The sequence below is a fragment of the Pseudomonas akapageensis genome, assembly GCF_011355085.1.
Classification (GTDB): domain Bacteria; phylum Pseudomonadota; class Gammaproteobacteria; order Pseudomonadales; family Pseudomonadaceae; genus Aquipseudomonas; species Aquipseudomonas akapageensis.
In genome coordinates, this window is record NZ_VXCP01000001.1 from 267593 (window position 1) to 291329 (window position 23737).

At 60.6% G+C, this 23737-nt stretch carries 19 protein-coding genes and 1 pseudogene; 3 read left to right on the top strand and 17 right to left on the bottom strand.

All coding sequences use genetic code 11. From position 1 onward, the window contains the following. Positions 1 to 73 precede the first annotated feature (73 nt). From F2S13_RS01145 to hutC, 14 genes are all read right to left on the bottom strand, one after another. The gene (locus F2S13_RS01145; protein ID WP_166358466.1) at positions 74 to 871 is read right to left on the bottom strand and encodes a transporter substrate-binding domain-containing protein; all 798 of its coding nucleotides are present in this window, start codon (positions 869 to 871) and stop codon (positions 74 to 76) included. 238 nt (positions 872 to 1109) lie between these two features. Next, a complete protein-coding gene (gene mdoH / locus F2S13_RS01150) occupies positions 1110 to 3686 on the bottom strand; it encodes a glucans biosynthesis glucosyltransferase MdoH (RefSeq protein WP_166358174.1) in 2577 nt (858 codons plus the stop codon). Next, positions 3679 to 5418 carry a glucan biosynthesis protein gene (locus F2S13_RS01155; protein WP_166358175.1) on the bottom strand — a complete coding sequence of 580 codons (1740 nt, stop codon included), beginning with the start codon at positions 5416 to 5418 and terminating at the stop codon, positions 3679 to 3681. Before F2S13_RS01155 ends, mdoH begins: the two co-directional genes overlap by 8 nt. 263 nt (positions 5419 to 5681) lie before the next feature. Continuing rightward, complete coding sequence (gene dtd, locus F2S13_RS01160; protein WP_166358177.1) at positions 5682 to 6119, bottom strand: D-aminoacyl-tRNA deacylase; 438 nt, start codon at positions 6117 to 6119, stop codon at positions 5682 to 5684. Then, entirely contained in the window at positions 6116 to 7087 is a 972-nt protein-coding gene (pip, locus tag F2S13_RS01165; RefSeq protein WP_166358179.1) for a prolyl aminopeptidase, read from the bottom strand. Before pip ends, dtd begins: the two co-directional genes overlap by 4 nt. 225 nt (positions 7088 to 7312) lie before the next feature. Continuing rightward, on the bottom strand, positions 7313 to 8119 hold the full coding sequence (gene hutG / locus F2S13_RS01170; RefSeq protein ID WP_166358181.1) for an N-formylglutamate deformylase: 807 nt from the start codon (positions 8117 to 8119) through the stop codon (positions 7313 to 7315). Then, on the bottom strand, positions 8112 to 9335 hold the full coding sequence (hutI, locus tag F2S13_RS01175) for an imidazolonepropionase (RefSeq protein ID WP_166358183.1): 1224 nt from the start codon (positions 9333 to 9335) through the stop codon (positions 8112 to 8114). Before hutI ends, hutG begins: the two co-directional genes overlap by 8 nt. A gap of 16 nt (positions 9336 to 9351) precedes the next feature. Further along, the gene (locus F2S13_RS01180) at positions 9352 to 10761 is read right to left on the bottom strand and encodes an amino acid permease (RefSeq protein ID WP_166358185.1); all 1410 of its coding nucleotides are present in this window, start codon (positions 10759 to 10761) and stop codon (positions 9352 to 9354) included. A gap of 110 nt (positions 10762 to 10871) precedes the next feature. After that, complete coding sequence (hutH, locus tag F2S13_RS01185) at positions 10872 to 12410, bottom strand: histidine ammonia-lyase (protein ID WP_166358187.1); 1539 nt, start codon at positions 12408 to 12410, stop codon at positions 10872 to 10874. 174 nt (positions 12411 to 12584) lie between these two features. Beyond that, positions 12585 to 13415 carry a quaternary amine ABC transporter ATP-binding protein gene (locus tag F2S13_RS01190; protein ID WP_166358189.1) on the bottom strand — a complete coding sequence of 277 codons (831 nt, stop codon included), beginning with the start codon at positions 13413 to 13415 and terminating at the stop codon, positions 12585 to 12587. 56 nt (positions 13416 to 13471) lie between these two features. Then, entirely contained in the window at positions 13472 to 14947 is a 1476-nt protein-coding gene (locus F2S13_RS01195) for a purine-cytosine permease family protein (protein ID WP_166358191.1), read from the bottom strand. 87 nt (positions 14948 to 15034) lie between these two features. Then, entirely contained in the window at positions 15035 to 16714 is a 1680-nt protein-coding gene (gene hutU / locus F2S13_RS01200) for a urocanate hydratase (RefSeq protein ID WP_166358193.1), read from the bottom strand. 497 nt (positions 16715 to 17211) lie between these two features. Next, positions 17212 to 17790, bottom strand: coding sequence for a HutD/Ves family protein (locus F2S13_RS01205; RefSeq protein WP_166358195.1), 579 nt, complete (start codon positions 17788 to 17790; stop codon positions 17212 to 17214). Continuing rightward, positions 17787 to 18497: a histidine utilization transcriptional repressor HutC gene (gene hutC / locus F2S13_RS01210; RefSeq protein ID WP_166358468.1), complete on the bottom strand. Its 711-nt coding sequence runs from the start codon at positions 18495 to 18497 to the stop codon at positions 17787 to 17789. Before hutC ends, F2S13_RS01205 begins: the two co-directional genes overlap by 4 nt. 146 nt (positions 18498 to 18643) lie before the next feature. On the opposite strand from hutC, the gene F2S13_RS01215 reads away from it, so the two are divergent. Continuing rightward, on the top strand, positions 18644 to 20008 hold the full coding sequence (locus F2S13_RS01215; RefSeq protein ID WP_166358197.1) for a formimidoylglutamate deiminase: 1365 nt from the start codon (positions 18644 to 18646) through the stop codon (positions 20006 to 20008). 6 nt (positions 20009 to 20014) lie between these two features. Here F2S13_RS01215 and F2S13_RS01220 read toward each other — a convergent pair whose 3' ends face one another. Both F2S13_RS01220 and bamE read right to left on the bottom strand, forming a co-directional pair. Then, positions 20015 to 20599: a lipocalin family protein gene (locus F2S13_RS01220; protein WP_425500200.1), complete on the bottom strand. Its 585-nt coding sequence runs from the start codon at positions 20597 to 20599 to the stop codon at positions 20015 to 20017. Then, positions 20596 to 20850 (bottom strand): outer membrane protein assembly factor BamE domain-containing protein, encoded by a 255-nt coding sequence (gene bamE / locus F2S13_RS01225; RefSeq protein WP_166358199.1) that lies wholly within the window; start codon positions 20848 to 20850, stop codon positions 20596 to 20598. Before bamE ends, F2S13_RS01220 begins: the two co-directional genes overlap by 4 nt. Positions 20851 to 21103: 253 nt before the next feature. On the opposite strand from bamE, the pseudogene F2S13_RS29740 reads away from it, so the two are divergent. Next, positions 21104 to 22141, top strand: a pseudogene (locus tag F2S13_RS29740) (HAMP domain-containing protein); the annotation flags it as partial. A 90-nt stretch (positions 22142 to 22231) separates the two neighbouring features. After that, positions 22232 to 22996 carry a methyl-accepting chemotaxis protein gene (locus F2S13_RS29745; protein WP_425500204.1) on the top strand — a complete coding sequence of 255 codons (765 nt, stop codon included), beginning with the start codon at positions 22232 to 22234 and terminating at the stop codon, positions 22994 to 22996. A gap of 135 nt (positions 22997 to 23131) precedes the next feature. Here F2S13_RS29745 and F2S13_RS01235 read toward each other — a convergent pair whose 3' ends face one another. Next, positions 23132 to 23734, bottom strand: a complete 603-nt coding sequence (locus F2S13_RS01235; RefSeq protein ID WP_166358203.1) for a DUF924 family protein — start codon at positions 23732 to 23734, stop codon at positions 23132 to 23134. Positions 23735 to 23737 lie beyond the last annotated feature (3 nt).

The following is a 23737-nucleotide window of genomic DNA, read 5'->3' on the forward strand; positions in this document are numbered from 1 at the left end:
GTGTGTTCCGTAAAAGCGAACGCGCAGGACCGGCCTGCGCGTTGGGTTTCAAGCCAGGATGAACGCCGGGGCGTTATTCCATGTCCTTGAGCCAGGCGGTGTCTTTAAACCACTTGTCATGGATACGGTCGTAGGTGCCGTCTTCACGAATCTGGTGCAGGAAATTGTTGATGAAGTTGATGCTGTCGTAGTCACCTTTCTTCAGGCCGAATGCCAGTGGCTCGTAGGTGAACGGCTGGTCGAGGAACAGCAGCTTGCCGTTACCGGCCTTGTTCACGGCCACGACGTTGTACGGGGCATCGTAGATGAAGGCGTCAGCCTTGCCGTTGACCACATCCATGACCGCTTCCTGCTCATTGTCATAGCCATGGTACTGGGCTTTGGAAATCAGCTTCTTGGCGACCATCTCGCCGGTAGTGCCGACCTTCGAGGTGATACGGTAGTCGGCCGTGTTCAAGTCTTTGTAGGACTTGATCTTGTCAGCCAGTTCCTTGCGAATCAGCAGGGTTTGCCCGACGACGATGAAGGGTTCACTGAAGTTCAGGCGCAGGTTGCGCTCCTGGGTCAGGGTCATGCCGCTGCCGATCATGTCGAACTTGCCGGTCAGCAGGGCCGGGATAATGCCGTCGTAACTGGTGGACACCAGCTCCAGCTTGACGCCCATGGCCTTGGCCATGGCTTTGAGCAGGTCCACTTCGAAGCCGATGATTTCACCACGCTTGTTGGTCATCTCGAACGGCATGTAGGTCGGGTCCATGCCCACCCGCAGGGTGCCGTTCTTGACCGCATCATCAATCGCGCCAGCCTGGGCGGCGCTAACCCCGATCCACGCCGAGACGCCCAACAGCAGCATCGACAGATACTTCTTCATCATCACCCAGTCCCCTGGCAAAAAATCTCGTGAAATGGGGTGCGCATTCCCCGGCAGACCCGGGCGAAAATGTCCGGCGCACCAACAAGGGGTGCGATCCTAACGTACTCGCGGAGCAGTACAAGGCTGGGATGAGAATTTGTTACACCTTGAAAGCAGAAAAGCGGTCACTTCCATGTAGGAAATGACCGCTTTTCGCAAACCACGCCCCTGAACAATCTGCTCAAGGGCGCTACTTTCAGGCGTTCGCCAGGGTAGGCTGCAGCGAAGCCTGCTCAGGCCGCAGGGGCAGCAATGGCGAGTGCGGATCGGCTTCGATCGAACGACGCCAGGCGCTCAACCAAGGCTCGTTCTGCTCGCTCCAGACCAGCGCATGCAGCCGTGCCAGCGCGACCGGGTCGCTCAGCAGGGCCAGACGCGTAGCCCCGTCGAGTTGCTCCGGTCCGACTTTCAACGCTTGCCTTACACGTTCGGCGCGCAGCCACTCCACAGGCTCGGCCTGGGTATGGCGGGCTGTGGCCAGGGCACAGGCCAGGGCGTTCTGCTGAGGGTCGACCACGGCGCGAACGAAACCGTCATGCAGGGCATGCCAGCGGTTCTCGTGGGTGTACTGGTCGGTTGCCAGCAGCTCATGGGGCGTGGCGTATTCCTCGGGAATCAGGAACAGGCTCTCGTCCTTGGCGCGCAGGCCCAGCTTGACCCGGCTGGAAATCACCGAGACCGGAATCGACAGCATCAAGGAGCCGACGATCGGCACCAGCCACCACAGGAAGCTCGGGTTCAGAGAAGCAACCAGCAATGCCCAGGCCGCACCCAGCAGGGTTTGCGGACCATGGCGACGGACGGCTTCGCTCCATGGAGTCGAATCGTCGTCACGCTGCGGCGAGTTCCAGGTCGCGGCCCAGCCCAGGAACGCAGCCAGTACGAAACGGGTGTGGAACAGCATGCGCACCGGCGCCAGCAACATCGAGAAGAGCATCTCGAGCAGCATCGACAAGGTCACCTTGAAGCGCCCGCCGAACTCTTTCGCGCCCTTGGCCCAGATCAGGATCACACTGAGCAGCTTGGGCAGGAACAGCAGCACGATCGTCGTCGAAAACAGCGCGATGGCCTTGTCCGGGTGCCATTGCGGCCACAGCGGATAAAGCTGGCGTGGCTCGAGGAAGTACTGCGGCTCCATCAAGGTATTGACCGCCAGCAGCGCCGTCGACAACACCAGGAAGAAGAACCACAACGGCGCCGACAGGTAGGACATCACGCCGGTCAGGAACACCGCGCGGTGTACCGGGTGCATGCCCTTGACCAGGAACAGGCGGAAGTTCATCAGGTTGCCGTGACACCAGCGGCGATCGCGCTTGAGCTCGTCGAGCAGGTTGGGCGGCAGCTCTTCGTAACTGCCTGGCAGATCGTACGCGATCCACACGCCCCAGCCGGCGCGACGCATCAGAGCAGCCTCGACGAAGTCGTGAGACAGGATCGCACCGGCGAACGCGCCCTTGCCGGGCAGCGGCGCCAGGGCGCAGTGCTCGATGAAGGGTTTCATCCGGATGATCGCGTTGTGGCCCCAATAGTGGGACTCACCCAGCTGCCAGAAGTGCAGGCCAGCAGTGAACAGCGGCCCATAGACACGGGTCGCGAACTGCTGCATGCGCGCATAGAGGGTATCCATGCCCGACGCCTTCGGCGCGGTCTGGATGATCCCCGCATCCGGGGTCGCTTCCATCAGGCGAACCAGGCTGGTCAAGCATTCGCCACTCATCACGCTGTCGGCGTCGAGCACCACCATATAGCGGTAATCGCTGCCCCAGCGACGGCAGAAGTCATCGAGGTTGCCACTCTTGCGTTTGACCCGGCGGCGACGGCGACGGTAGAAGATCCGCCCAAAGCCCTTGGCTTCGCGGCAGACTTCCAGCCAGGCCTGTTGCTCGGCCACGGCGATATCGGTGTCGTTGGTATCGCTGAGCACGAAGAAGTCGAAGCGGTCAAGGTCACCGGTAGCCGCCACCGACTCGAAGGTCGCCCGCAGTCCCGCAAATACCCGGGGCACGTCTTCGTTGCAGATCGGCATGACAATGGCGGTGCGCGCATCGGCACTGATCGGCTCGTTGCCGGCACTGGCACCGGAGATGCGATATTTATCGCGCCCGGTGAGCAGCTCGAGAAAGCCCATCAGGGCCGTCCAGAAGCCCGCCGAAACCCAGCAGAACAGGATTCCGAACAGAATCAGGATGCTGGTCTGCAGCGCATAGGGCAGTACCTGCTGAGCGGTCTGCAGCAACGGCTGTTGGGTGATTTCCTCCAGATCGACGAAGGACCAGCCCTGGTACGGCATGATGCCTTTCATGTACCAGCCGGCGACGACGGTCTGGCCAAGCATCAATGCCAGCAGAATATAGCGGCGCATCGAACCGACCCAGCGCCAGCGTGCCGACGGCAGCTCGCGCTTGGCCGGTGCGGGCGCATTCTTGCGCCCGGTCAGCCTGCGCCAGCCACGGACCAGGATATTGGTCCGCCACGGCTCGGGGATTACTCGGGTGCGGCGGATCGGCGGGGTCGCCTTCAACCGGACCCGGCCGCTGGCATCGAGGCCGAGCATCTCGGCCTCTTCCAACTCGGCCGCACTGTTGAGTGTCAGGCGACGGCCGACCGAGGCTTGCACCGCTTCGGCCTCCTCGCTGACAGGCTGTGCAGACAAATGCGCATGCAGCTCGCTAAAGGACTTGCAGCGTGCGAGTTCCGCGCGCTGCTCTTCACTCAAGGGCAGATGTGCCAGGTACTCGCTCAGAGACTCTGGCCGTGCTGGAGAATTACTCATCGGCAGACAACTGATAGCTCCAGGTTTCGGTCAGGACTTGTTCGGTCTTGGCCGGCACCTCAGGGGTTGGCGTCGCCTGGTCGGCAGCTGGCTGCTCGGCAGGCTTGTCAGTCTTCTCGTCCTTGGCCACGACTTTTTTGGCTGCGACTTTGTCCTGTTTGGCCAGGGCCACTGTCTTGGCAGATTCTGCCGGCGGCGGCAGGTCCTTGACCAATGCGGCACGCATCTCGACCGCCTTGCTCGGATCCTTGACCTTCAGGCGCAGCGTCAGACGCCAGCCCTTGGTTTCAGGGTTGTAGCGCAAGTTGTTCTCGACCAGTTCGGCGTTGTCATCGACGCTGACCTGGCTGCGTACGGCGGCGTCTTCAGGCAGAGCCTTGAGGACCGGACCTTCGAAGTCGACCAGGAAGGCAACGCTGCCGTCGGGCTGGCGAATCAGGTTGGACTGCTTCACGTCACCGGTCGAGCGCAGGGTCTGCTTGACCCAGCCGAGGTCCTGCGGATGCAATTCCTCTTCGTCAATAGTCCAGTGTAGACGGTAGTCGTAATCGAATGGTTGACCCGGTTCAGGCAGCTTCTCCGGGCTCCAGAAGGCAACGATGTTGTCGTTGGTTTCATCGGCAGTCGGAATTTCGACCAGATCGACGGTGCCCTTGCCCCAATCGCCCTTCGGCTCGATCCAGGCGCTTGGGCGCAGGTCGTAGCGGTCGTCGAGGTCTTCGAAGCGGCCGAAATCACGATTGCGCTGCAACAGGCCGAAACCACGCGGGTTTTCCACGCTGAAGTTGCTGACGGCCAGGTGTTTCGGGTTGTTCAGCGGACGCCAGATCCATTCGCCATTGCCGGCGTGGATGGACAGGCCTTCGGAGTCATGCAGCTCGTGACGGTAGTTGAGAACCTTCGACGGCTGGTTGGTGCCGAACAGGAACATGCTGGTCAACGGAGCAATACCCAGGCGGCCGACGTGGTCACGCAGGTAGACGCGGGATTTGACGTCGACGATGGTATCGCTGCCGGGACGCAGGATCAGCTTGTAGGCACCGGTGGAGCGCGGCGAATCGAGCAGCGCATAGATCACCAGTTGCTTGTCTTCAGGCTTCGGACGCTCGACCCAGAACTCGGTGAAGCGCGGGAACTCTTCGCCCGACGGCAGCGCGGTGTCGATGGCCAGGCCACGGGCCGACAGACCATAGACGTGGCCCTTGCCGACGACGCGGAAGTAGCTCGCGCCCAGCAGGGTCATGACTTCGTCCTGCTTGTCGGCCTTGTTGATCGGGTACAACACCCGGAAACCAGCCCAGCCCAGCTTTTCGGTGGCCTTGGGGTCGAATTTCACGTCAGCGAAATCGAACCGGCTCGGGTCGTACTTGATCTCTTCGACCGTGTTGGCAGTGATTTCGTTGATTTTGACCGGCGTGTCGAAATGCATGCCCTGATGGTAGAAGGACAGCTTGAACGGGGTCTTTTCGTCAGCCCACTGGGCCTTGCCTTCGAGGAAGCGAATCTTCTGGTAGTCCGCGAACTTCATGTCGCGGAACTCATTCGGCAGATTGCTTTTCGGTGCCTCGTACTTCTGCCCGGCAAGGTCTTTGGCCTTGGCCGCCACATCGTCAAGGTTGAACGCCCAGAGCTGGCCGGCGCCGAACATACAGATCAGCGCGGACCCCGCCAACAGGGCGCTACGCAACCGCTTGCCGGGTGTTCTTGGTGCATTACAGGGACTAACAATCACGAGCAACCCTCGCCGAAAACAGATCAATAAACCAACGGCCAGCTATCGTTTGCCGGGTTGGCGAGCATTATTCCGACTCCGAAAGGGCGCAATGATTCCCCAATCGGTAACGGACAAGTCTCAAGTCAGGACAAAACGGACCGACGAACGTCGCTCCACATAGCGCGCGATTATCTAGTAGGCCGCGTTACAACGCATCAGGGGAACAGAAGTATTTATGCTACAAAACGCCTGTTTTGCCTGCAAATCGGCCATTTCGGCACTTATATTTGTAACAGGAATGTTACCGGGCCATCATTGACCAGGTGCACCTGCATGTCTGCCCCAAATTCCCCACTGGCAACGGTGTGATGCAAGGACCGCGCCCGGGTCAAAAGGTAGTCGAACAATTCGATGCCCAGGGCCGGCGGCGCTGCCGTCGAAAAACTCGGGCGCAGACCGCTGTTGGTATCGGCGGCCAGGGTGAACTGGGAAACCAGCAGCAAGCCGCCGCCGACATCCTTGAGCGAACGGTTCATCTTGCCCTGCTCATCACTGAACACCCGGTAGTTGAGCAGCTTGTGCAGCAATTTGTCGGCGTGGGCCCGGGTGTCCCCGGGCTCGACCGCCACCAGTACCAGCAGCCCCTGGTCGACGGCCCCGACTATGTCACCCGCCACTTCCACTCGCGCGCCCCGCACGCGCTGCAGCAGGCCCTTCATGCTTCTTCGAGCGGCAGGTCGAGCAGGCGCCGGGCCATCTGGTCGGCAGCGCGTACCAGCGCATCGGTGATCCCGGGTTCGGACGCCGCATGACCGGCATCGCGGATGACCTTCAGCTCGCTGTTGGGCCAGGCTTGGTGCAATTCCCAGGCATTGTCCAACGGGCAGATCACGTCATAGCGACCGTGCACGATGACCGCCGGCAGGTGGGCAATCTTCGGCATGTCACGAATCAGCTGATCGGGCTGCAGGAAAGCATTGTTGGTGAAGTAGTGGCATTCGATCCGTGCGATCGACAGCGCCCGCTGCGGTTCGGAGAAGCGGTCGACCACCAGCGGATTGGGCCGCAGGGTGGCGGTGCGACCTTCCCAGGTCGACCAGGCCTTGGCCGCGTGCATCTGGGCGATCTGATCGTTGCCGGTCAGGCGCTTGTGGAAGGCCTTGACCAGGTCACCGCGTTCGTCCGCCGGGATCGGCGCGATGTAATCCTGCCAATAGTCAGGGAACATCCGGCTGGCGCCAGCCTGGTAGAACCACTCGATCTCTTGCGGGCGGCACAGGAAGATCCCGCGCAGGATCAGGCCGTGCACACGCTCAGGGTGGGTCTGGGCATAAGCCAGTGACAGCGTCGAGCCCCATGACCCGCCGAACAGCACCCATTTCTCGATGCCCAGGTGCTTGCGAATCCGCTCCAGGTCTTCGACCAGGTGCCAGGTGGTGTTGTTCTCGAGACTGGCGTGTGGGGTCGAACGACCGCAACCACGCTGATCGAACGTAATGATGCGGTACAGGTTCGGGTCGAAGTAGCAACGACTCTGTGCATCACAGCCAGCTCCCGGGCCGCCATGAATGAACACCACCGGCAAACCTTCCGGCGAGCCACTCTCATCGACATACAGCACATGCGGCTCTTCCACGGCCAGATCGTGCCGGGCGTAAGGTTTGATCTGCGGGTACAAAGTCTGCATTGCGCACTCCGTCGGGGTTCGGGTCATCCCTGTGGGGACTTCATTATGTATAGCCGACCGGCATCATAAACCCGAATTGCGGTTTGAGCATTCCCCTTGTGGGCGCGCGCCTCTCGTTCCCACGCTCTGCGTGGGAATGCAGAAGCAGACGCTCTGCGTCGGTTTGCTGCGCGTCAGGAGAGGCATTCCCACGCAGAGCGTGGGAACGAGGGGCAGGGGTGCAGGTTAGCCCGGATAACGCTGCCGCCCCCAGGCCAGCAGCCCTTGGAGCAGTGCCTTGAGCACTTCCTGCGTCGGCGCTGCCAGGTCTTCGCGGTAGAGGAACGGCTCGAACTCCTCCATATAGGTGCTTTGAGCCAGTTCCAGCTGAACGGCGTGGATGTTACGGGCCGGGTCGCCATAATGGCGGGTGATATGACCACCCTTGAATCGACCGTTGAGCACATGGCTGTAGCCACTGAACCCGGCGCAGATACTTTCAAGCTTACTGGCCAGTGACGGATCGCAGCTCGCGCCGTTGAAGGTGCCAAGGTTGAAATCCGGCAATTTGCCTTCGAACAAGTGCGGAACGTGGGAGCGGATCGAGTGCGCATCCCACAGCAACGCATAGCCGAACTCGTCGCGCAGGCGCTTCAGTTCTTCTTCGATGGTGCGGTGATAAGGGGTCCATATCGTTTCCAGATACGTCGCACGCTCGTCAGCCGAGGGTTCCAGCCCTTCCTTGAACAATGGCACGCCATCGAACAGCGTGGCCGGGTAGAGGCCGGTGGTGGCGCCGGCGTACAACGGCTTGTCATCTGACGGGCGATTGAGGTCGACGACGAAGCGCGAGTACTCGGCCGACACGACGCTCGCGCCCATCTCCTTGACAGCGAATTCGTACAGCAACGGGATGTGCCAATCGGTATCCGGCAGGCTTTGTGCCGCGTCGATCAGGCCAGCCTTGACCCCCGGGGTCAGGCGCACCCCGGCATGGGGCATGCTGATCAACAGTGGCACTCGGCCCTTTTCAAAATTCAGAACCTTATCCACGTGTCACCTCCTGATTCGATACTTCAACGCCATGGCGAATGATGCGTTTGTTGAGGTCACCGCCCAGCCAGTAAGCGAGGTCCGCCGGCCGCTCGATGTCCCAGGCGACGAAGTCGGCGAATTTGCCGATTTCCAGCGAACCATGGGTCTGCCCCATGCCCAGCGCGGTGGCGGCATGAATGGTCGCACCGGCAAGGGCTTCTTCCGGAGTCATACGGAAGCACGTGCAGGCCATGTTCAACATCAGCCGTAGCGACAATGCCGGCGAGGTGCCGGGGTTGAGGTCGCTGGCAACGGCGATTTTCACGCCGTGCTTGCGCAAGGCCTCCATGGGCGGCAATTGGGTTTCGCGCAGGAAATAGAACGCCCCCGGCAACAACACCGCGACCGTACCGGACTCGGCCATGGCGACGGCGTCGTCTTCGGTCATGAATTCCAGATGGTCCGCCGACAATGCGTGATAACGCGCTGCCAGGCTCGAACCGTGCAGGGACGAAAGCTGTTCGGCATGCAATTTGACCGGCAAACCGAGGTTTTGTGCGGCGATGAATACCCGCTCCACCTGTGCCGGGGTAAATGCCAGGTATTCGCAGAAAGCGTCTACGGCATCCACCAGCCCTTCCGCCGCCAGGGCCGGAAGCATTTCAGTGCAGATATGATCGATGTAATCGTCAGCGCGATCGGCATATTCCGGTGGCAGGGCGTGGGCAGCCAGGCAAGTGCTGCGCACGCTGACCGGCAACTCGGCGCCGAGACGGCGGATTACCCGCAGGATCTTGCGCTCGCTGGCAAGGTCCAGACCATAACCGGATTTGATCTCGACGCTGGTAACGCCATCGTTCAGCAAGCTCTGCAAACGCTTTTGCGCGCTGGCGAACAACTCGTCCTCGCTCGCTGCGCGCGTTGCACGCACGGTGCTGGCAATACCGCCACCGGCGGCTGCGATCTCGGCATAACTGACGCCCTGCAGGCGCTGCTCGAACTCGCCGCTGCGATTGCCACCGAACACCGTATGGGTGTGGCAATCGATCAGGCCCGGCGTAACCCAGGCGCCCGCGAGATCCTTGACCTCAGGGTACTCGCCGGCCGGCAGCTCACTGCGAGGGCCGATCCACTCAATGTGCGCTCCTGCCGTCACGATGGCGGCATCCTCGATGATCGAGTAGTTACCCTGCGCCATGGTTGCGATGTGGCAGTGTTGCCAGAGAGTTTTCATCCGTGGCCTCCGTTAGTTATCGATGAGAAAAAGAAGGGTCGTGCGTGACCAGCGCCGCCTGCCCTGCCGCCGGCTTGACCCAGAGCAGGTAGGCCAGCACCAGCAGGACAATCCACACCACGCCGACGATCAAGGCAGCCTGGGTGTCCGGGAAGTAGCCCAGCACACCGAAGATGAACGCCATGAAAGCAATCGCCGCCATGGGTGCATAGGGCCAGAACGGCACCGGAAACTTCAGTTGCGCGACTTGCTCGGCGCTCATGGAGCGACGCATGGCCACCTGAGTGACCAGGATCATCAGCCAGACCCAGACAGTCGCAAAGGTCGCGATCGAAGCGATCAGCACAAACACATTTTCCGGTATCAGGTAGTTGAGCAGTACACCGCCGAGCAACGCTGCACTCATGACCATCACGGTCATCCACGGCACGCCATGCCGGGACAACTGGCCGAAGGCCTTGGGCGCCTGACCTTGCTGGGACAGACCGAACAGCATGCGCCCCGCACCGAAGATGTCGCTGTTGATCGCCGAGATCGCCGAGGAGATCACCACGATATTAAGGATGGTCGCTGCCGAGCTGATGCCCAGGTTGTCGAAAATCTGTACGAACGGACTGCCCTGGCTGCCGATTTGCTGCCACGGGAAGATCGCCATCAACACGAACAGGGTCAGTACGTAGAACAGCAGAATACGCAGAGGAACGGCGTTGATCGCCTTTGGCAGCACATGCTGCGGATCCTTTGCCTCCCCGGCGGTAACGCCGATGATCTCGATGCCGCCGAATGCAAACATCACCACCGCGAACGAGGCGATCAGGCCGCCGACACCGTTGGGCATGAAGCCGCCCTGGGTCCAGAGATTGCTGATACCCGTGACCTGCGCCGTTGGCGAGCTGCTGATACCGAACGCCATGATTCCGAGGCCGCCGAGGATCATCGCGATAATGGCGCTGACCTTGAGCAGCGACATCCAGAACTCCATTTCACCGAAGACTTTCACGGTGCACAGATTCAGGCCGCCAATCAGGAAAACAATGCCGAGCACCCAGATCCAGCGCGCGACTTCGGGGAACCAGAATCCCATATAGATGCCGAAGGCCGTCACGTCCGCAAGGCCGACGATGACCATTTCAAATGCGTAGGTCCAACCGAGGATAAAGCCGGCCATCGGGCCCAGGTAGGTACTGGCGTACTGACCGAAGGAGCCTGCGACCGGGTTGTGCACGGCCATTTCACCCAGGGCGCGCATGACCATGTAAACCGCCGCGCCACCAATCAGGTAGGCGAGCAGCACTGCTGGCCCGGCCATTTGAATGGCCGAGGCAGAACCGTAAAACAGCCCGGTGCCGATAGCCGACCCCAGCGCCATGAAGCGAATATGTCGGGCCGATAGCCCGCGTTTCAAGCCTGCTGCTTGCTGTTGCATTGCACGTCTCTGATTATTTTTATTGGCGGAAACCGTTATCGCGGGCAAGCCCGCTCCTACAGGGTAGGAGCGGGCTTGCCCGCGAAAAGGGGCCAAAGGCCCCTCCCCGATTACAAGCTAGGCAGCAACTTCGCCGGCACCAGCTCATTCAGGCAACGGGAAGCCAGCAGCTCGCTCGCGGCGTTGATGTCCGGTGCGAAGAAACGGTCTTTCTCGTAGTACGCCACTTTGCTGCGCAGGGTGTTGCGAGCCAGCTCCAGCTTGGCCGAAGTCTTCAGGCCTTCACGCAGGTCCAGGCCCTGGCAGGCAGCGAGCCATTCCACGGCGAGGATGCCACGGGTGTTTTCGGCCATTTCCCACAGACGCTTGCCGGCAGCTGGCGCCATGGAAACGTGGTCTTCCTGGTTCGCGGAAGTCGGCAGGCTGTCGACCGAATGCGGGTGCGACAGTGCCTTGTTCTCGCTGGCCAGAGCAGCAGCAGTCACCTGGGCAATCATGAAGCCAGAGTTGACCCCACCATTGGCCACCAGGAACGGCGGCAGTTGCGACATGTGCTTGTCCATCATCAGCGAGATGCGACGCTCGCTCAGCGAACCGATTTCAGCGATGGCCAGCGCCATGTTGTCGGCGGCCATGGCCACAGGTTCGGCGTGGAAGTTACCGCCGGAAATCACGTCACCTTCGGCAGCGAACACCAATGGGTTGTCCGATACGGCGTTGGCTTCGATCACCAGCACCTCAGCGGCCTGGCGGAACTGGGTCAGGCAAGCGCCCATGACTTGCGGCTGGCAACGCAGGGAGTACGGATCCTGGACCTTCTCGCAATTCTCGTGGGAGTCGGAGATCTCGCTGCGCTCACCCAGCAGATGGCGATAAGCGGCAGCGGCGTCGATCTGGCCTTTCTGGCCGCGAGCGGCGTGAATCCGTGCATCGAACGGCGAACGCGAGCCCAATACCGCCTCGACGGTCAGGCTGCCGCAGGCCAGTGCGCCGGCGAACAGGTCTTCACCTTCGAACAGACCGCGCAGGGCGAATGCGGTGGAAACCTGAGTACCGTTGAGCAGTGCCAGACCTTCCTTGGCCGCCAGGGTCAAAGGTTCCAGCCCGGCCACAGCCAGTGCTTCGGTGGCCGGCAGCCACTGGCCCTTGTAACGTGCCTTGCCTTCGCCCAGCAGCACCAGCGACATGTGCGCCAGAGGTGCCAGGTCGCCGGATGCACCGACCGAGCCCTTGAGCGGGATGTGTGGATAAACTTCGGCGTTGATCAGGGTGATCAGCGCATCGATGACCTTGCGGCGGATACCGGAGAAACCACGGCTCAGGCTGTTGACCTTGAGCACCATGATCAGGCGGCACAGCGCATCGCTGATTGGCTCGCCGACACCGGCGGCATGGGACAGCACCAGGGAGCGCTGGAGGTTTTCCAGGTCTGCGCTGGCAATACGGGTCGAGGCCAGCAGGCCGAAACCGGTGTTGATGCCGTAAGCGGTACGGTTCTCGGCGAGGATTTGCTCCACGCAGGCGACGCTGGCTTCAATTTGCGCCGAGGCGCTGTCATCGAGGCTGACTTTTACCGGTTGCTGGTAGACATCACGCAGTTGGGCAAGGCTCAGTTGGCCAGGGATAAGGTTTAGTGCAGTCACATTCATGCTCCTTTTGAGAGTTTTGTAATAACTACCAATCGCTCCGGAGTTCTCCGTTATCCGCCGCTTTCTCCGGTTGGATGACTTGCGGCTTGGCACGCTGGTGTAGGTTGAACACAAGTTTCAGTACAGATTCGGTAAAACGCTTTCCAACAAATGCGGGTCTTTCACACTTTTTCCTTAAAGAGCAGCAACGCGGCGCTGCACGAAACGATCGACGTATTCGTCGGCAGGCTGGTAAAGAATTTCCTTCGGCGTACCGACCTGAATCAGGCGGCCGTCCTTGAGAATCGCAATACGATTGCCGATGCGCACCGCTTCATCGAGGTCATGAGTAATGAACACGATGGTCTTGTGCAGCGCCTTTTGCAGCTCGAGTAACTGGTCTTGCATCTCGGCACGGATCAGCGGGTCAAGCGCACTGAAGGCTTCATCCATCAGGATGATGTCGGTGTCGGCGGCCAGGGCCCGGGCCAGACCGACGCGCTGACGCATGCCACCAGACAGTTGGTGCGGGTAGGAATTTTCGTAGCCTTTCAAACCCACGGTATTGATCCAGTGCAGAGCGCGTTCGGCACACTTTTCCTTGCTCTCGCCACGGATTTTCAGGCCGTAGGCAACGTTATCCCGCACAGTGCGGTGCGGCAGCAGACCGAAACTCTGGAACACCATGCTGATCTTGTGGCGGCGGAATTCGCGCAGGGCATCCCTGTCATAGCGCAGAATGTCCTCACCATCGACCAGAATCTCGCCGCTGGTCGGCTCGATCAATCGGTTGAAGTGACGCACCAGAGTCGACTTGCCCGAGCCGGACAAGCCCATGATCACAAATATCTCGCCACTGCCAATGGACAGAGAAAGATCATTGACGCCGATCACGCAGCCGGTTTCGGCCAGCACCTCATCCTTGGTTTTTTTCTGGCGAATCAGGTTCAGCGCATCTTCTGCACGGGCGCCAAATATCTTGAAGACGTTTTTGACTTCGATTTTGCTCATCTGCGCCGCGCTCATTTGCTCACCTCATGCCGCGGCCGACCATAGGATTGGGTAATCCGGTCGACCTGAATTCAGCGTGCTCCTTGAGAAGCAACTTGGCCAGTCTCAGACAGCTTTTGCTCGATCTTCGCGCCCTGCTCGACCGGCAGAATCAGATGATCGGGTACAGCCCCATGCCACTTCCTGGCTGCCAGGTAATACATCACGGCAGGCACCACCAGACCGATGATCCAGGAAATATCGGTATCACCGAGGCTCGCGACCAAAGGCCCGGTGTAGAAGTGGGTGGAAATGAACGGCATTTGAATCAACACGCCAAACACATAGATGCTGATCCCCATGATGTTCCAACGTCCGTAGCGACCGTCTGGATTGGACAGTGCCGGAATGTCGTAACGCTCTTTGGTGATGCAGTAGAAATCGACCAGGTTGATTGCGCTCCAGGGCGTGAAGAACGCCAGCAGGAACAGGATGAACGCGGAGAATTCCTTGAGGAACGAGTCCTTGCCAAGCAATGCCAGGGCCGCCGCAATCGACACCATCAGGAAGATGTAAAGCAGACGCACGGCACTGGAGATGTGTCGGCTGCCGCGAAAGCCACTGATGATTGTCGCAATGGACATGAAGCTGCCATAGGCATTGAGCGTGGTCACGGTGACCTTGCCGAAAGCCACGGCAAAGTACAGCAACGCCGCGACAATTCCGGTTCCGCCCAGACTGACGATGAACGAAACTTCGTGGTGGGCAAACTGCGATCCGGCCAACGCCGCGGCAAAGACGCCGAAGACCATCGAGGCTTGCGCACCGACCACCGACCCCAACCCTACCGCCCAGAAGGTTTTCGCCGCCGAAGTGCTGCGCGGCAAATACCGCGAATAGTCCGCCACATACGGGCCGAACGCGATTTGCCAGGAAGCCGACAACGACACGGCCAGCAGGAAGCTCGCCAGTGAGAAATGCTTGTTGCCCAGCAGCGCGCCGATATCGTTACCGGCCAGCAACTTGTAGAACAGATAGATAAAGGCCACCACACCCAGCACACTCGCCACCCGGCCGATGCCGTGAATGACGCGATAGCCGAAGATGGTGAAGACCATGATCGAGCCGGCGAACAGCACGATGCCGACCCAGTCTTCGACGTGCAGCAGCTGCGCTACCGCCTGCCCCGCCAGCAAGGATCCACTGGCCGAAAAGCCGATATACATCAGGCACACCAGCACCAGCGGAATCACCGCCCCATACACGCCGAACTGCACCCGACTGGAAATCATCTGTGGCAGGCCCAGTTGCGGACCTTGCGCCGCGTGCAGTGCCATCACGCCACCGCCGAGCAGTTGCCCGATCAACAGACCAATCAATGACCAGAACACATCCCCACCCAGCACCACTGCCAGCGCACCGGTCACAATCGCAGTGATTTGCAGGTTGGCACCCAGCCACAGGGTGAACTGGCTAAGCAGACGACCGTGTCTTTCCGCTTCCGGGATGTAGTCAATCGAACGTTTCTCGATCAACGGCTTACTGCTTGCACGATCGTTAACAGCCATGGTCCAACCTCTGAGGATTGTTCTTGTAATTCAACCAGTCCTATAGGGATTGCGGTGGGCCGCCCATCATGGACGGCCCCCTTTGTTTCAGCCCGTAATCATCGGCAGATTCAGTCCCTGCTCCTTGGCACAGTCGATCGCGATCTGGTAACCGGCATCGGCGTGACGCATGACACCGGTCGCCGGGTCGTTGTGCAGCACGCGGGCAATGCGCTCGGCCGCTTCATCGGTACCGTCACAGACGATGACCATGCCCGAGTGCTGGGAGAAGCCCATGCCGACGCCGCCGCCGTGGTGCAGGGAAACCCAGGTCGCGCCGCTCGCGGTGTTGAGCAGGGCGTTGAGCAGTGGCCAGTCGGACACGGCGTCGGAGCCATCCTGCATCGATTCGGTTTCGCGGTTCGGGCTGGATACGGAGCCTGAGTCGAGGTGGTCGCGGCCGATCACGATCGGAGCCGACAGCTCGCCGCTGCGGACCATTTCGTTGAAGGCCAGGCCCAGCTTGGCGCGCAGGCCCAGGCCAACCCAGCAGATACGCGCCGGCAGGCCCTGGAAGCTGATGCGCTCACGGGCCATGTCCAGCCAGTTGTGCAGGTGGGCGTCGTCCGGGATCAGTTCCTTGACCTTGGCGTCGGTCTTGTAGATGTCTTCGGCGTTGCCCGACAGTGCGGCCCAGCGGAACGGACCGATACCGCGGCAGAACAGCGGACGGATGTAGGCCGGTACGAAGCCCGGGAAGTCAAATGCGTTTTCCACGCCTTCTTCCTTGGCCATCTGACGGATGTTGTTGCCGTAGTCGAAGGTCGGGATGCCTTGCTTCTGGAAGTCGAGCATGGCCTTGACGTGAACAGCCATCGATTGCTTGGCGGCTTTCACCACGGCAGCCGGTTCGGTCACGGCGCGGTCACGGTACTGTTCCCAGGTCCAGCCAGCCGGCAGGTAGCCGTTGAGTGGGTCGTGGGCGCTGGTCTGGTCGGTAACCATGTCCGGGCGAACGCCACGACGCACCAGTTCCGGCAGGATTTCGGCGGCGTTACCCAACAGGGCAATGGAGATCGCCTTGCCTTCGGCGGTGTATTTGGCGATGCGGGCCAGCGCGTCGTCGAGGTCTTTGGCTTGCTCGTCGACATAACGGCTGCTCAGACGGAAGTCGATACGGCTCTGCTGGCATTCGATGTTCAGCGAGCAGGCGCCGGCCAGGGTGGCAGCCAGTGGCTGGGCGCCGCCCATGCCACCGAGGCCTGCGGTCAGGACCCACTTGCCCTTGAGGTTGCTGTTGTAGTGCTGGCGACCGGCTTCGACGAAGGTTTCGTAGGTGCCCTGGACGATGCCCTGGCTGCCGATGTAGATCCAGCTGCCGGCGGTCATCTGACCGTACATGGCCAGGCCCTTGGCATCCAGTTCGTTGAAGTGTTCCCAGGTCGCCCAGTGCGGAACCAGGTTGGAGTTGGCGATCAGTACGCGCGGGGCGTTGCTGTGGGTCTTGAACACGCCGACCGGCTTGCCCGACTGCACCAGCAGGGTTTCGTCGTCATTGAGGTTGGTCAGGCTCTCGACGATCTTGTCGTAGCACGCCCAGTTACGCGCCGCGCGGCCAATGCCACCGTAAACCACCAGCTCTTTCGGGTTCTCGGCCACTTCCGGGTCGAGGTTGTTCATCAGCATGCGCAGCGGCGCTTCGGTCAGCCAGCTTTTGGCGGTCAGCTTGTTACCGCGAGCGGCACGGATTTCAACATCACGGAATTTGTTTTGAGCATTGTCGGTCACGGAAAAGACTCCTCTAGCGATCAGTTCAAACCAGCCCGGGTCATGGGCAAGTGAGCCTGCGACGAGACAGGCGGAATTCGGTAAACAAGGAGAGTGAGCGGAGGATTTCCTGTTCACTCATACGCACACATCTTTACTTGTACATACAAGCATATGCAATCAAGCGGCCAACTTGTAATGCGAGGCCGATGAAAAACTGGAAATTGGCGGAAAAGCCTTATGGGACAAGGCGTTGGAGAGGATGGAAAACTTGTAGGAAATCGGATTGGTATGCCAGAGAATTGTTACCGGGTGGCGACTTTGTGTCACCTTGGGGTGTTCGGTAACAAATTGCGCGAGGATGGTGCGGTGTTGAGTAGCAGACGATGCCATCGAGGCCATCTCGTTCCCACGCTCCGCATGGGAATGCAGTCGGCTGACGCTCCAGCGTCATGACGCGGAGCGTCAGAGGAGGCATTCCCACGCGGAGCGTGGGAACGAGAGGTGAAAGTGATCAGTCAGGCAGCGATCAGCTCGATCAGGCAGCATTTACCTGTCAGGACGATTTCCAGCACATCGTTGTTACCGCTCAGTTGCAGGCAATCGTACTCGCCCAGCACTTCTGCTTCGTGCTTGCCCAGTTCGACCTGAAGCTGTTCGGCAGCACTGAATACCAGCACAGTGCTGGCCGAGCTGAACAAGCGCACCGGTTCGCGCACATCAAACCACTGCAGGCGCGCACGGTAACGCTCAGGCATATAGATCAGATTGAAATCACGTATCGCGCCACCCAGCAGGCTGCACGACACCGCGCTTTCGCCACGGAAGGCAAAGGCGTCGAAAGGCAACAATTTACGCGTGTGATGACCATCAACCCGCAAGATCATGCCATCGCCTTGCAAGACGGTGATGATGCGCTCGTAACCGGCGAAGCTGGAGAAACCACCGGATTCGGCGATATCGGCAATCGACAGCCGCCAGCCAAAGCCATCCAGGCCAGTGCCTGTGTCGCGGGTGATTTCTTCGGTGCTGCCACCGCCATTTTTCCAGGGCATGCGCGGGTAATCGGCCGCGCGCAGAACTTTCAACAGGCTCATTTACTGAATCGTCCTTCCAAACGATGACGGGAACCGGGGTGGATCAAGCGCGCAGCGGTCACCGGCGTGCGGCCGGACCAGGTGCGCCGCCGTATCAGCAGGCAGGGCTCGCCCGGCTCGATCTGCAGCAGGCGGCACTCTTCGGGCTCGGCCAGAATCGCTTCGACCACGTGCTCGCCTTCGGTCAGTGGCGCCACCTGGGACAGGTACGCGTACGGCGTCTGCAGGGTAAAGTCCTGCTTGAGGTATTCCGGGGCGACCACCGCATTGACGAAGCGATCTTCGATCTGCACCGGAATATCGTTTTCGTAATGCACGATCAGCGAGTGGAACACCCGTTGACCTTCGCGCATGTCCAGGGCCAGGGCGCGCTCGGAACCGGCAGCCTCTTCACCCAGGGTAATGACCTTGCAGGTGTGGCGATGGCCGCGCGAGGCAATTTCATCGGCAATGTTGTGCACTTCGAACAGGGCGGACTGGGTCTTGGGTTCGGCAACGAAAGTGCCGACGCCTTGCATGCGCACCAGCAGGCCTTCTGCCGTCAACTCGCGCAAGGCGCGGTTGATGGTCATGCGGCTGAAGCCCAGCTGATTGACCAGCTCGCTTTCCGACGGCACACGATAGTGCGGCGGCCAGCTACCATTCTGGATCTGCAGGGTGATCATCTGCTTGACGCGGGCATACAAGGGCGCCGGACTATCACCCATCTGGGCAACCAGCGCAGCAACGGCAGGCGGAGTCGGCACGGGAATTCCTTGATCAAAAATTAAGATGACTAGCTTGCCGGAGTTTACCCAGCAGGCAAACGTCTGTATATGTATATACAAATAAACACACGTTGAGGTGCCGATCGATGCCCGCCTTCTTTGCCGAACGCGCTTTGTTGCCTAGTGGATGGGCTAATAATGTCAGACTCGAGGTCGGCCCCGATGGCCGTTTGACTCAAGTCCAGGCCAACGCCGGCGCCGAGGGCGCCGAGCATATCCGCGGCCCTTTGCTGCCGGGCATGCCCAATCTTCACTCACATGCCTTCCAGCGTGCGATGGCTGGCCTTGCCGAAGTCGCCGGCAACCCGAACGACAGTTTCTGGACCTGGCGCGACCTGATGTACCGCCTGGTCGGCAAGATCAGCCCGGATCAGCTCGGCGTCATCGCCCGCCAGTTGTACATCGAAATGCTCAAGGCCGGATATACCTCGGTCGCCGAATTCCATTACGTTCATCACGACACCGCCGGCAAGGCCTATGCGGACCCAGCCGAGCTGTCCCTGCGCATCAGCCAGGCTGCCACCGCCGCCGGTATCGGCCTGACCCTCTGCCCCGTGCTGTACAGCCATTCCGGTTTCGGCGGCCAGGCGCCCAACGATGGGCAGCGCCGCTTCATCAACAGCACCGAGCAATACCTGGACCTGCAGGCCCGCCTGGCCCCGCAGATCGCACAACAGCCCGCCCAGCAGCTTGGCCTGTGCTTCCACTCGCTGCGCGCGGTAACGCCCGAGCAGATCGAACAGGTGCTGGCCGCCAGCGACAAGACCTGCCCGGTGCATATCCATATCGCCGAGCAACAGAAGGAAGTCGACGACTGCCTGGCCTGGAGCGGTCGTCGCCCGCTGCAGTGGCTGTATGAAAACACCGAGGTGGATCAGCGCTGGTGCCTGGTGCATGCAACTCACGCCAACAGTGAGGAAGTCAGCCTGATGGCCAACAGTGGTGCGGTCGCCGGCCTGTGCCTGACGACAGAAGCCAACCTTGGCGATGGCATCTTCCCGGCCGTTGAATTCCTGGCTCAGGGCGGTCGCCTGGGCATCGGCTCCGACAGCCATGTTTCCCTGAGCGTGGTGGAAGAGCTGCGCTGGCTGGAATACGGTCAACGCCTGCGCGACCAGCGCCGCAATCGCCTCTATCGCCAGGACCAGCCCATGGTCGGGCGCACGCTCTTCGATGCGTCGCTGGTCGGTGGCGCACAGGCGCTTGGACAACCGATCGGCAGCCTGGCCATTGGCGAGCGCGCCGACTGGCTGGTGCTCGACGGCAACGATCCGTACCTGGCCACGGCCAGCGGCGATGCCATCCTCAATCGGTGGCTGTTCGCAGGCTCCGACAGGCAAGTGCGCGATGTACTGGTCAACGGCCGCTGGGTGGTGCGCGACGGACATCACGCCGGCGAAGAAGAAAGCGCCCGCGCCTTCACCCAGGTGTTGCGCGAGCTGCTGGACTGACTCGGTCTACTTGGTAGTGGCGATGTTGGAGTCTGACACTCGCCAGATCAGCCGCTTGGTGTCGTACCCCTGCTGGCGCGCCTTGGCCAGCAGTTCCTCACGCACCAGCGGCGTCACCTGGGGCTTGCGCGAGAGCAACCACAGGTAGGTGCGGTTCGGGTTGCCGACCAACGCGGTCTGGTAGTCATCACCGATGTACAGCACCCAGTAGTCGCCCTTGACCACGCCCGGGGCCAGCTTCGAGAACCAGCTGTCGAACACTACCCAGAGCTTGTCGGCCTTGCCTGGTACCTGTGGTGTTGCAGTACCGGTCGCTTCTTCCAGCTTGCCCTCCATTGTCACGCAGCGGTTCAGGACGCCGACCGTGCCATCGTCTTTGAGCGTGTAATGGGCTTCGGACTGGGCACAGTCGCGCTGGAAGTACATGGGCATGCGCGCCAGCTCATACCATGTGCCCTGATAACGCTTCAGGTCGACCTTCGAAGCCGTCTTCGGCGGCACGGGACCGGTGCCCGAATTCGCGCACCCGGTCAGCAGCAAGGCTGCGAACACGCCACCGAGCAACAGGGACAGTGATCTGCCTACACTCATTTCAAGCCCCCGCCGGAATAGATCAGGACCTCGTCACCGGCGTACTGGACACTAATGAATTGCTCTTCGTCACCCCAGGTGCAGCTGGAAAAACCCAGGGCGCCCTTGCATTCCGTCGGGGTGCCCAGCAGCTTTTCGACTTCAGGCTTGGTCATGCCCGCCTTGAGCTTGGAATAGTTTTCCTGATTGATGTTGTTGCAGGCAGCCAGCAAAACGCACAGCGATACCAGGGCAAGGGAACGCAAAGACATGAAGGTCACTCCAGGACATGAGGGGGTAGGCACGGCCGTCTACCAGAAGCTTAGAAGGGAAAAACCCGCTGTGGTTCCACCCTTCAAATCCTTTTCGTCACTGCAAGGCCCATAAAACGGCGCCTTTGGTCGGGTAACCCGTTGAGCCATTAATCTTTGACGTCAAACGGACGACATAGGTTGGCTACGTGCGCCCACAAGGCCGCAAGCGCTCCACTTCCTGTTGACCCGCCTCGTGCAGACAGAACCCGCAATGATCAAAAGTCTGAAATTCAGCCACAAGATTCTGCTCGCCGCCGCCCTTGTGGTGGCTGTCGCCTTTACCTGCTTCATCCTGTTCAACGACTACCGTCAACGCCAGACACTGCACAGCAATACCGAGTCTTCAATGCAGGAGCTCGGCAGCCTGACCACCAGCAACATCCAGACCTGGCTGGACAGCCGCATCCAGCTGCTGCAGTCGCTCGCCCAGCAAATCGCCATCGATGGCAACGCCCCGGCGAGCCTTTCCCGCAGTGTTGGCCTGCCCGCCTACACCAGCAACTTCCAGCTCAGCTATTTCGGCAGCCAGGATGGCGTGATGTTCTCCGTACCAGCCGGCAACCGACCGTCCGATTACGACCCACGGGCACGCGGCTGGTTCAAAGCGGCCAACGGCGCGCAACAGACGATCGTTACCGAACCCTACATCGCCACCTCATCCGGCAAGCTGGTCATCACCATTGCCACGCCCGTACGCCACGATAATCAATTCATCGGCGTCGCCGGGGCGGATATCGACCTGTCCAGCGTCAGTGCGATCATCAATTCGCTCAGCTTCGGTGGCCATGGCCACGCCTTCATCGTCAGCGCCGATGGCAAGATCCTGGTTCACCCGGACAACAAGCTGGTGCTGAAAAGTCTGACCGAGGCCTTCCCGACCAGCACTCCGCAAATCAGTGCCGGCATGAAGGAAGTCGAAGTCGACGGCCGCAAGCAGTTCATCTCCTTCACTCACGTCAACGGCATACCTTCGGCAGACTGGTATGTCGCCCTGGTGCTGGACCAGGACGCAGCCTTCGCGATGCTCAGCGAACTGCGCACCTCGGCCATCGTCGCCACAGTGATTGCCGTATTGATCATCATCGCTCTGCTTGGCGTGCTGATCCGCGTTCTGATGGAGCCCCTGCACATCATGGGCCGCGCCATGCATGACATCGCCGAAGGCGAAGGTGATCCGACCAAACGCCTGAGCATCCATGCTCACGATGAATTCGGCACCCTGGGCCACTCGTTCAACCGCTTCGTCGAGCGCATACACGAGTCCATCCGCGAAGTGTCTTCGGCGACCGGCCAGGTCAATGAGGTAGCCTTGCGCGTGATCAGCGCCTCGAACTCCTCGATGCACAACTCGGACCAGCAGGCCAGCCGCACCAGCAGCGTCGCTGCAGCAATCAACGAGCTGGGTGCTGCCGCCCAGGAGATCGCCCAGAACGCCGCCCTCGCCTCCCAGCACTCCAGCGCCGCGCGCGGCCTCGCCGAGGATGGACAGCAGGTGGTCAACCAGACGATCGAGGTAATGAATCAGCTGTCCGAGAAGATCAGCGATTCTTGCGGCAACATCGAAACGCTGAACACCAATACGGTCAACATCGGGCAGATTCTCGAGGTGATCAGCGGCATTTCCCAGCAGACCAATCTACTGGCGCTCAACGCAGCCATCGAAGCCGCACGAGCCGGTGAGGCCGGGCGCGGTTTTGCCGTGGTAGCCGATGAAGTGCGTAACCTGGCCCACCGCACCCAGGAGTCGGCGCAACAGGTGCAAAAGATCATCGAGGAACTTCAGGCTGGCGCACGTCAGGCGGTCGGCACCATGACCGAAAGCCAGAGCCAGAGTCAGCACAGTGTCGGCATCGCCAACCAGGCCGGAGAGCGCCTGGGGAGCGTGACCCAGCGAATCGGCGAAATCGACGGCATGAACCAGTCGGTTGCCACCGCGACCGAGGAGCAGACGGCCGTGGTTGAGTCGATCAATGTGGATATCACCGAGATCAACACGCTGAATCAGGAAGGTGTGGAGAATCTGCAGGCGACCTTGCGGGCGTGCAATGACCTGGAGAATCAGGTGAATCGGTTGCAGCACCTGGTGGGTAGTTTCAGGATCTGATTTTTGAAGGCCCTTTGGGCCTTATCGCGGGCAAGCCCGCTCCCACAGAGATCGACGGTATTCATAAATGGCCTGCCGGAACTCATCCCTGTGGGAGCTGGCTTGCCAGCGATCGGCCCGGAGGGCCGCAAAGATTCAGAACCGAGACCCAGGCTGACGTAAAAAAGCCACTTCCTCATCCGTAGACTCACGCCCCAGCACTGCATTGCGATGAGGAAACCGCCCAAACCGCTCGATGATCTTCTGATGCTTCTCGGCATAATCGAGATAATCGGCAAACAGCGCGTGCTCAAGCCCGAACTCATCGGGTAGCAGCTTCTGGTGGAGAGTTACCGAGAGGTTCTGCAGAGCCAGATCTTCGGCATGCTCGAGCACCAACAGGATAAAGGCCTGCTGCAAGGGCAAAAGCTGCTGCTCGCGCCCCTCGCCCAGTCCGAGGGTCACCAACGCCTGGGCACGACGATCACCGGCATAGGCCCTGGGCGTATCCCGGTAGATCATTCGGGGCAGTTGATCGAGCAATAGAATCAAGGCCAGCCAGCCATGCGGGTCTTGCACCCATTCGGCCAATCCGCCAGCCAAAGCCTGATCGACCAGATCGCCAAAGCGCTCACGCGCCTCGGCATCCTGGCTATCACGCTTGCCGAACCACAACCTGCCCTGTTGCGCGGCCACTTCCTCTGGGCGTTCGGCTGAACCAAACCACCAGTGCAGAAGCGGCTGCCAGGGCGCGGGCATGGT

What these genes read in the sequence shown, in the direction of transcription:
- F2S13_RS01220 (WP_425500200.1), bottom strand. Translation starts at nt 20,599, where the DNA reads ATGAGTGTAGGCAGATCACTGTCCCTGTTGCTCGGTGGCGTGTTCGCA.
- bamE (WP_166358199.1), bottom strand. Translation starts at nt 20,850, where the DNA reads ATGTCTTTGCGTTCCCTTGCCCTGGTATCGCTGTGCGTTTTGCTGGCT.
- F2S13_RS01195 (WP_166358191.1), bottom strand. Translation starts at nt 14,947, where the DNA reads ATGGCTGTTAACGATCGTGCAAGCAGTAAGCCGTTGATCGAGAAACGT.
- hutC (WP_166358468.1), bottom strand. Translation starts at nt 18,497, where the DNA reads ATGGGTGATAGTCCGGCGCCCTTGTATGCCCGCGTCAAGCAGATGATC.
- hutH (WP_166358187.1), bottom strand. Translation starts at nt 12,410, where the DNA reads ATGAATGTGACTGCACTAAACCTTATCCCTGGCCAACTGAGCCTTGCC.
- dtd (WP_166358177.1), bottom strand. Translation starts at nt 6,119, where the DNA reads ATGAAGGGCCTGCTGCAGCGCGTGCGGGGCGCGCGAGTGGAAGTGGCG.
- F2S13_RS01215 (WP_166358197.1), top strand. Translation starts at nt 18,644, where the DNA reads ATGCCCGCCTTCTTTGCCGAACGCGCTTTGTTGCCTAGTGGATGGGCT.
- F2S13_RS01235 (WP_166358203.1), bottom strand. Translation starts at nt 23,734, where the DNA reads ATGCCCGCGCCCTGGCAGCCGCTTCTGCACTGGTGGTTTGGTTCAGCC.
- hutI (WP_166358183.1), bottom strand. Translation starts at nt 9,335, where the DNA reads ATGAAAACTCTCTGGCAACACTGCCACATCGCAACCATGGCGCAGGGT.
- F2S13_RS01145 (WP_166358466.1), bottom strand. Translation starts at nt 871, where the DNA reads ATGAAGAAGTATCTGTCGATGCTGCTGTTGGGCGTCTCGGCGTGGATC.
- mdoH (WP_166358174.1), bottom strand. Translation starts at nt 3,686, where the DNA reads ATGAGTAATTCTCCAGCACGGCCAGAGTCTCTGAGCGAGTACCTGGCA.
- F2S13_RS01190 (WP_166358189.1), bottom strand. Translation starts at nt 13,415, where the DNA reads ATGAGCGCGGCGCAGATGAGCAAAATCGAAGTCAAAAACGTCTTCAAG.
- pip (WP_166358179.1), bottom strand. Translation starts at nt 7,087, where the DNA reads ATGCAGACTTTGTACCCGCAGATCAAACCTTACGCCCGGCACGATCTG.
- F2S13_RS29745 (WP_425500204.1), top strand. Translation starts at nt 22,232, where the DNA reads ATGCACAACTCGGACCAGCAGGCCAGCCGCACCAGCAGCGTCGCTGCA.
- F2S13_RS01180 (WP_166358185.1), bottom strand. Translation starts at nt 10,761, where the DNA reads ATGCAACAGCAAGCAGCAGGCTTGAAACGCGGGCTATCGGCCCGACAT.
- F2S13_RS01205 (WP_166358195.1), bottom strand. Translation starts at nt 17,790, where the DNA reads ATGAGCCTGTTGAAAGTTCTGCGCGCGGCCGATTACCCGCGCATGCCC.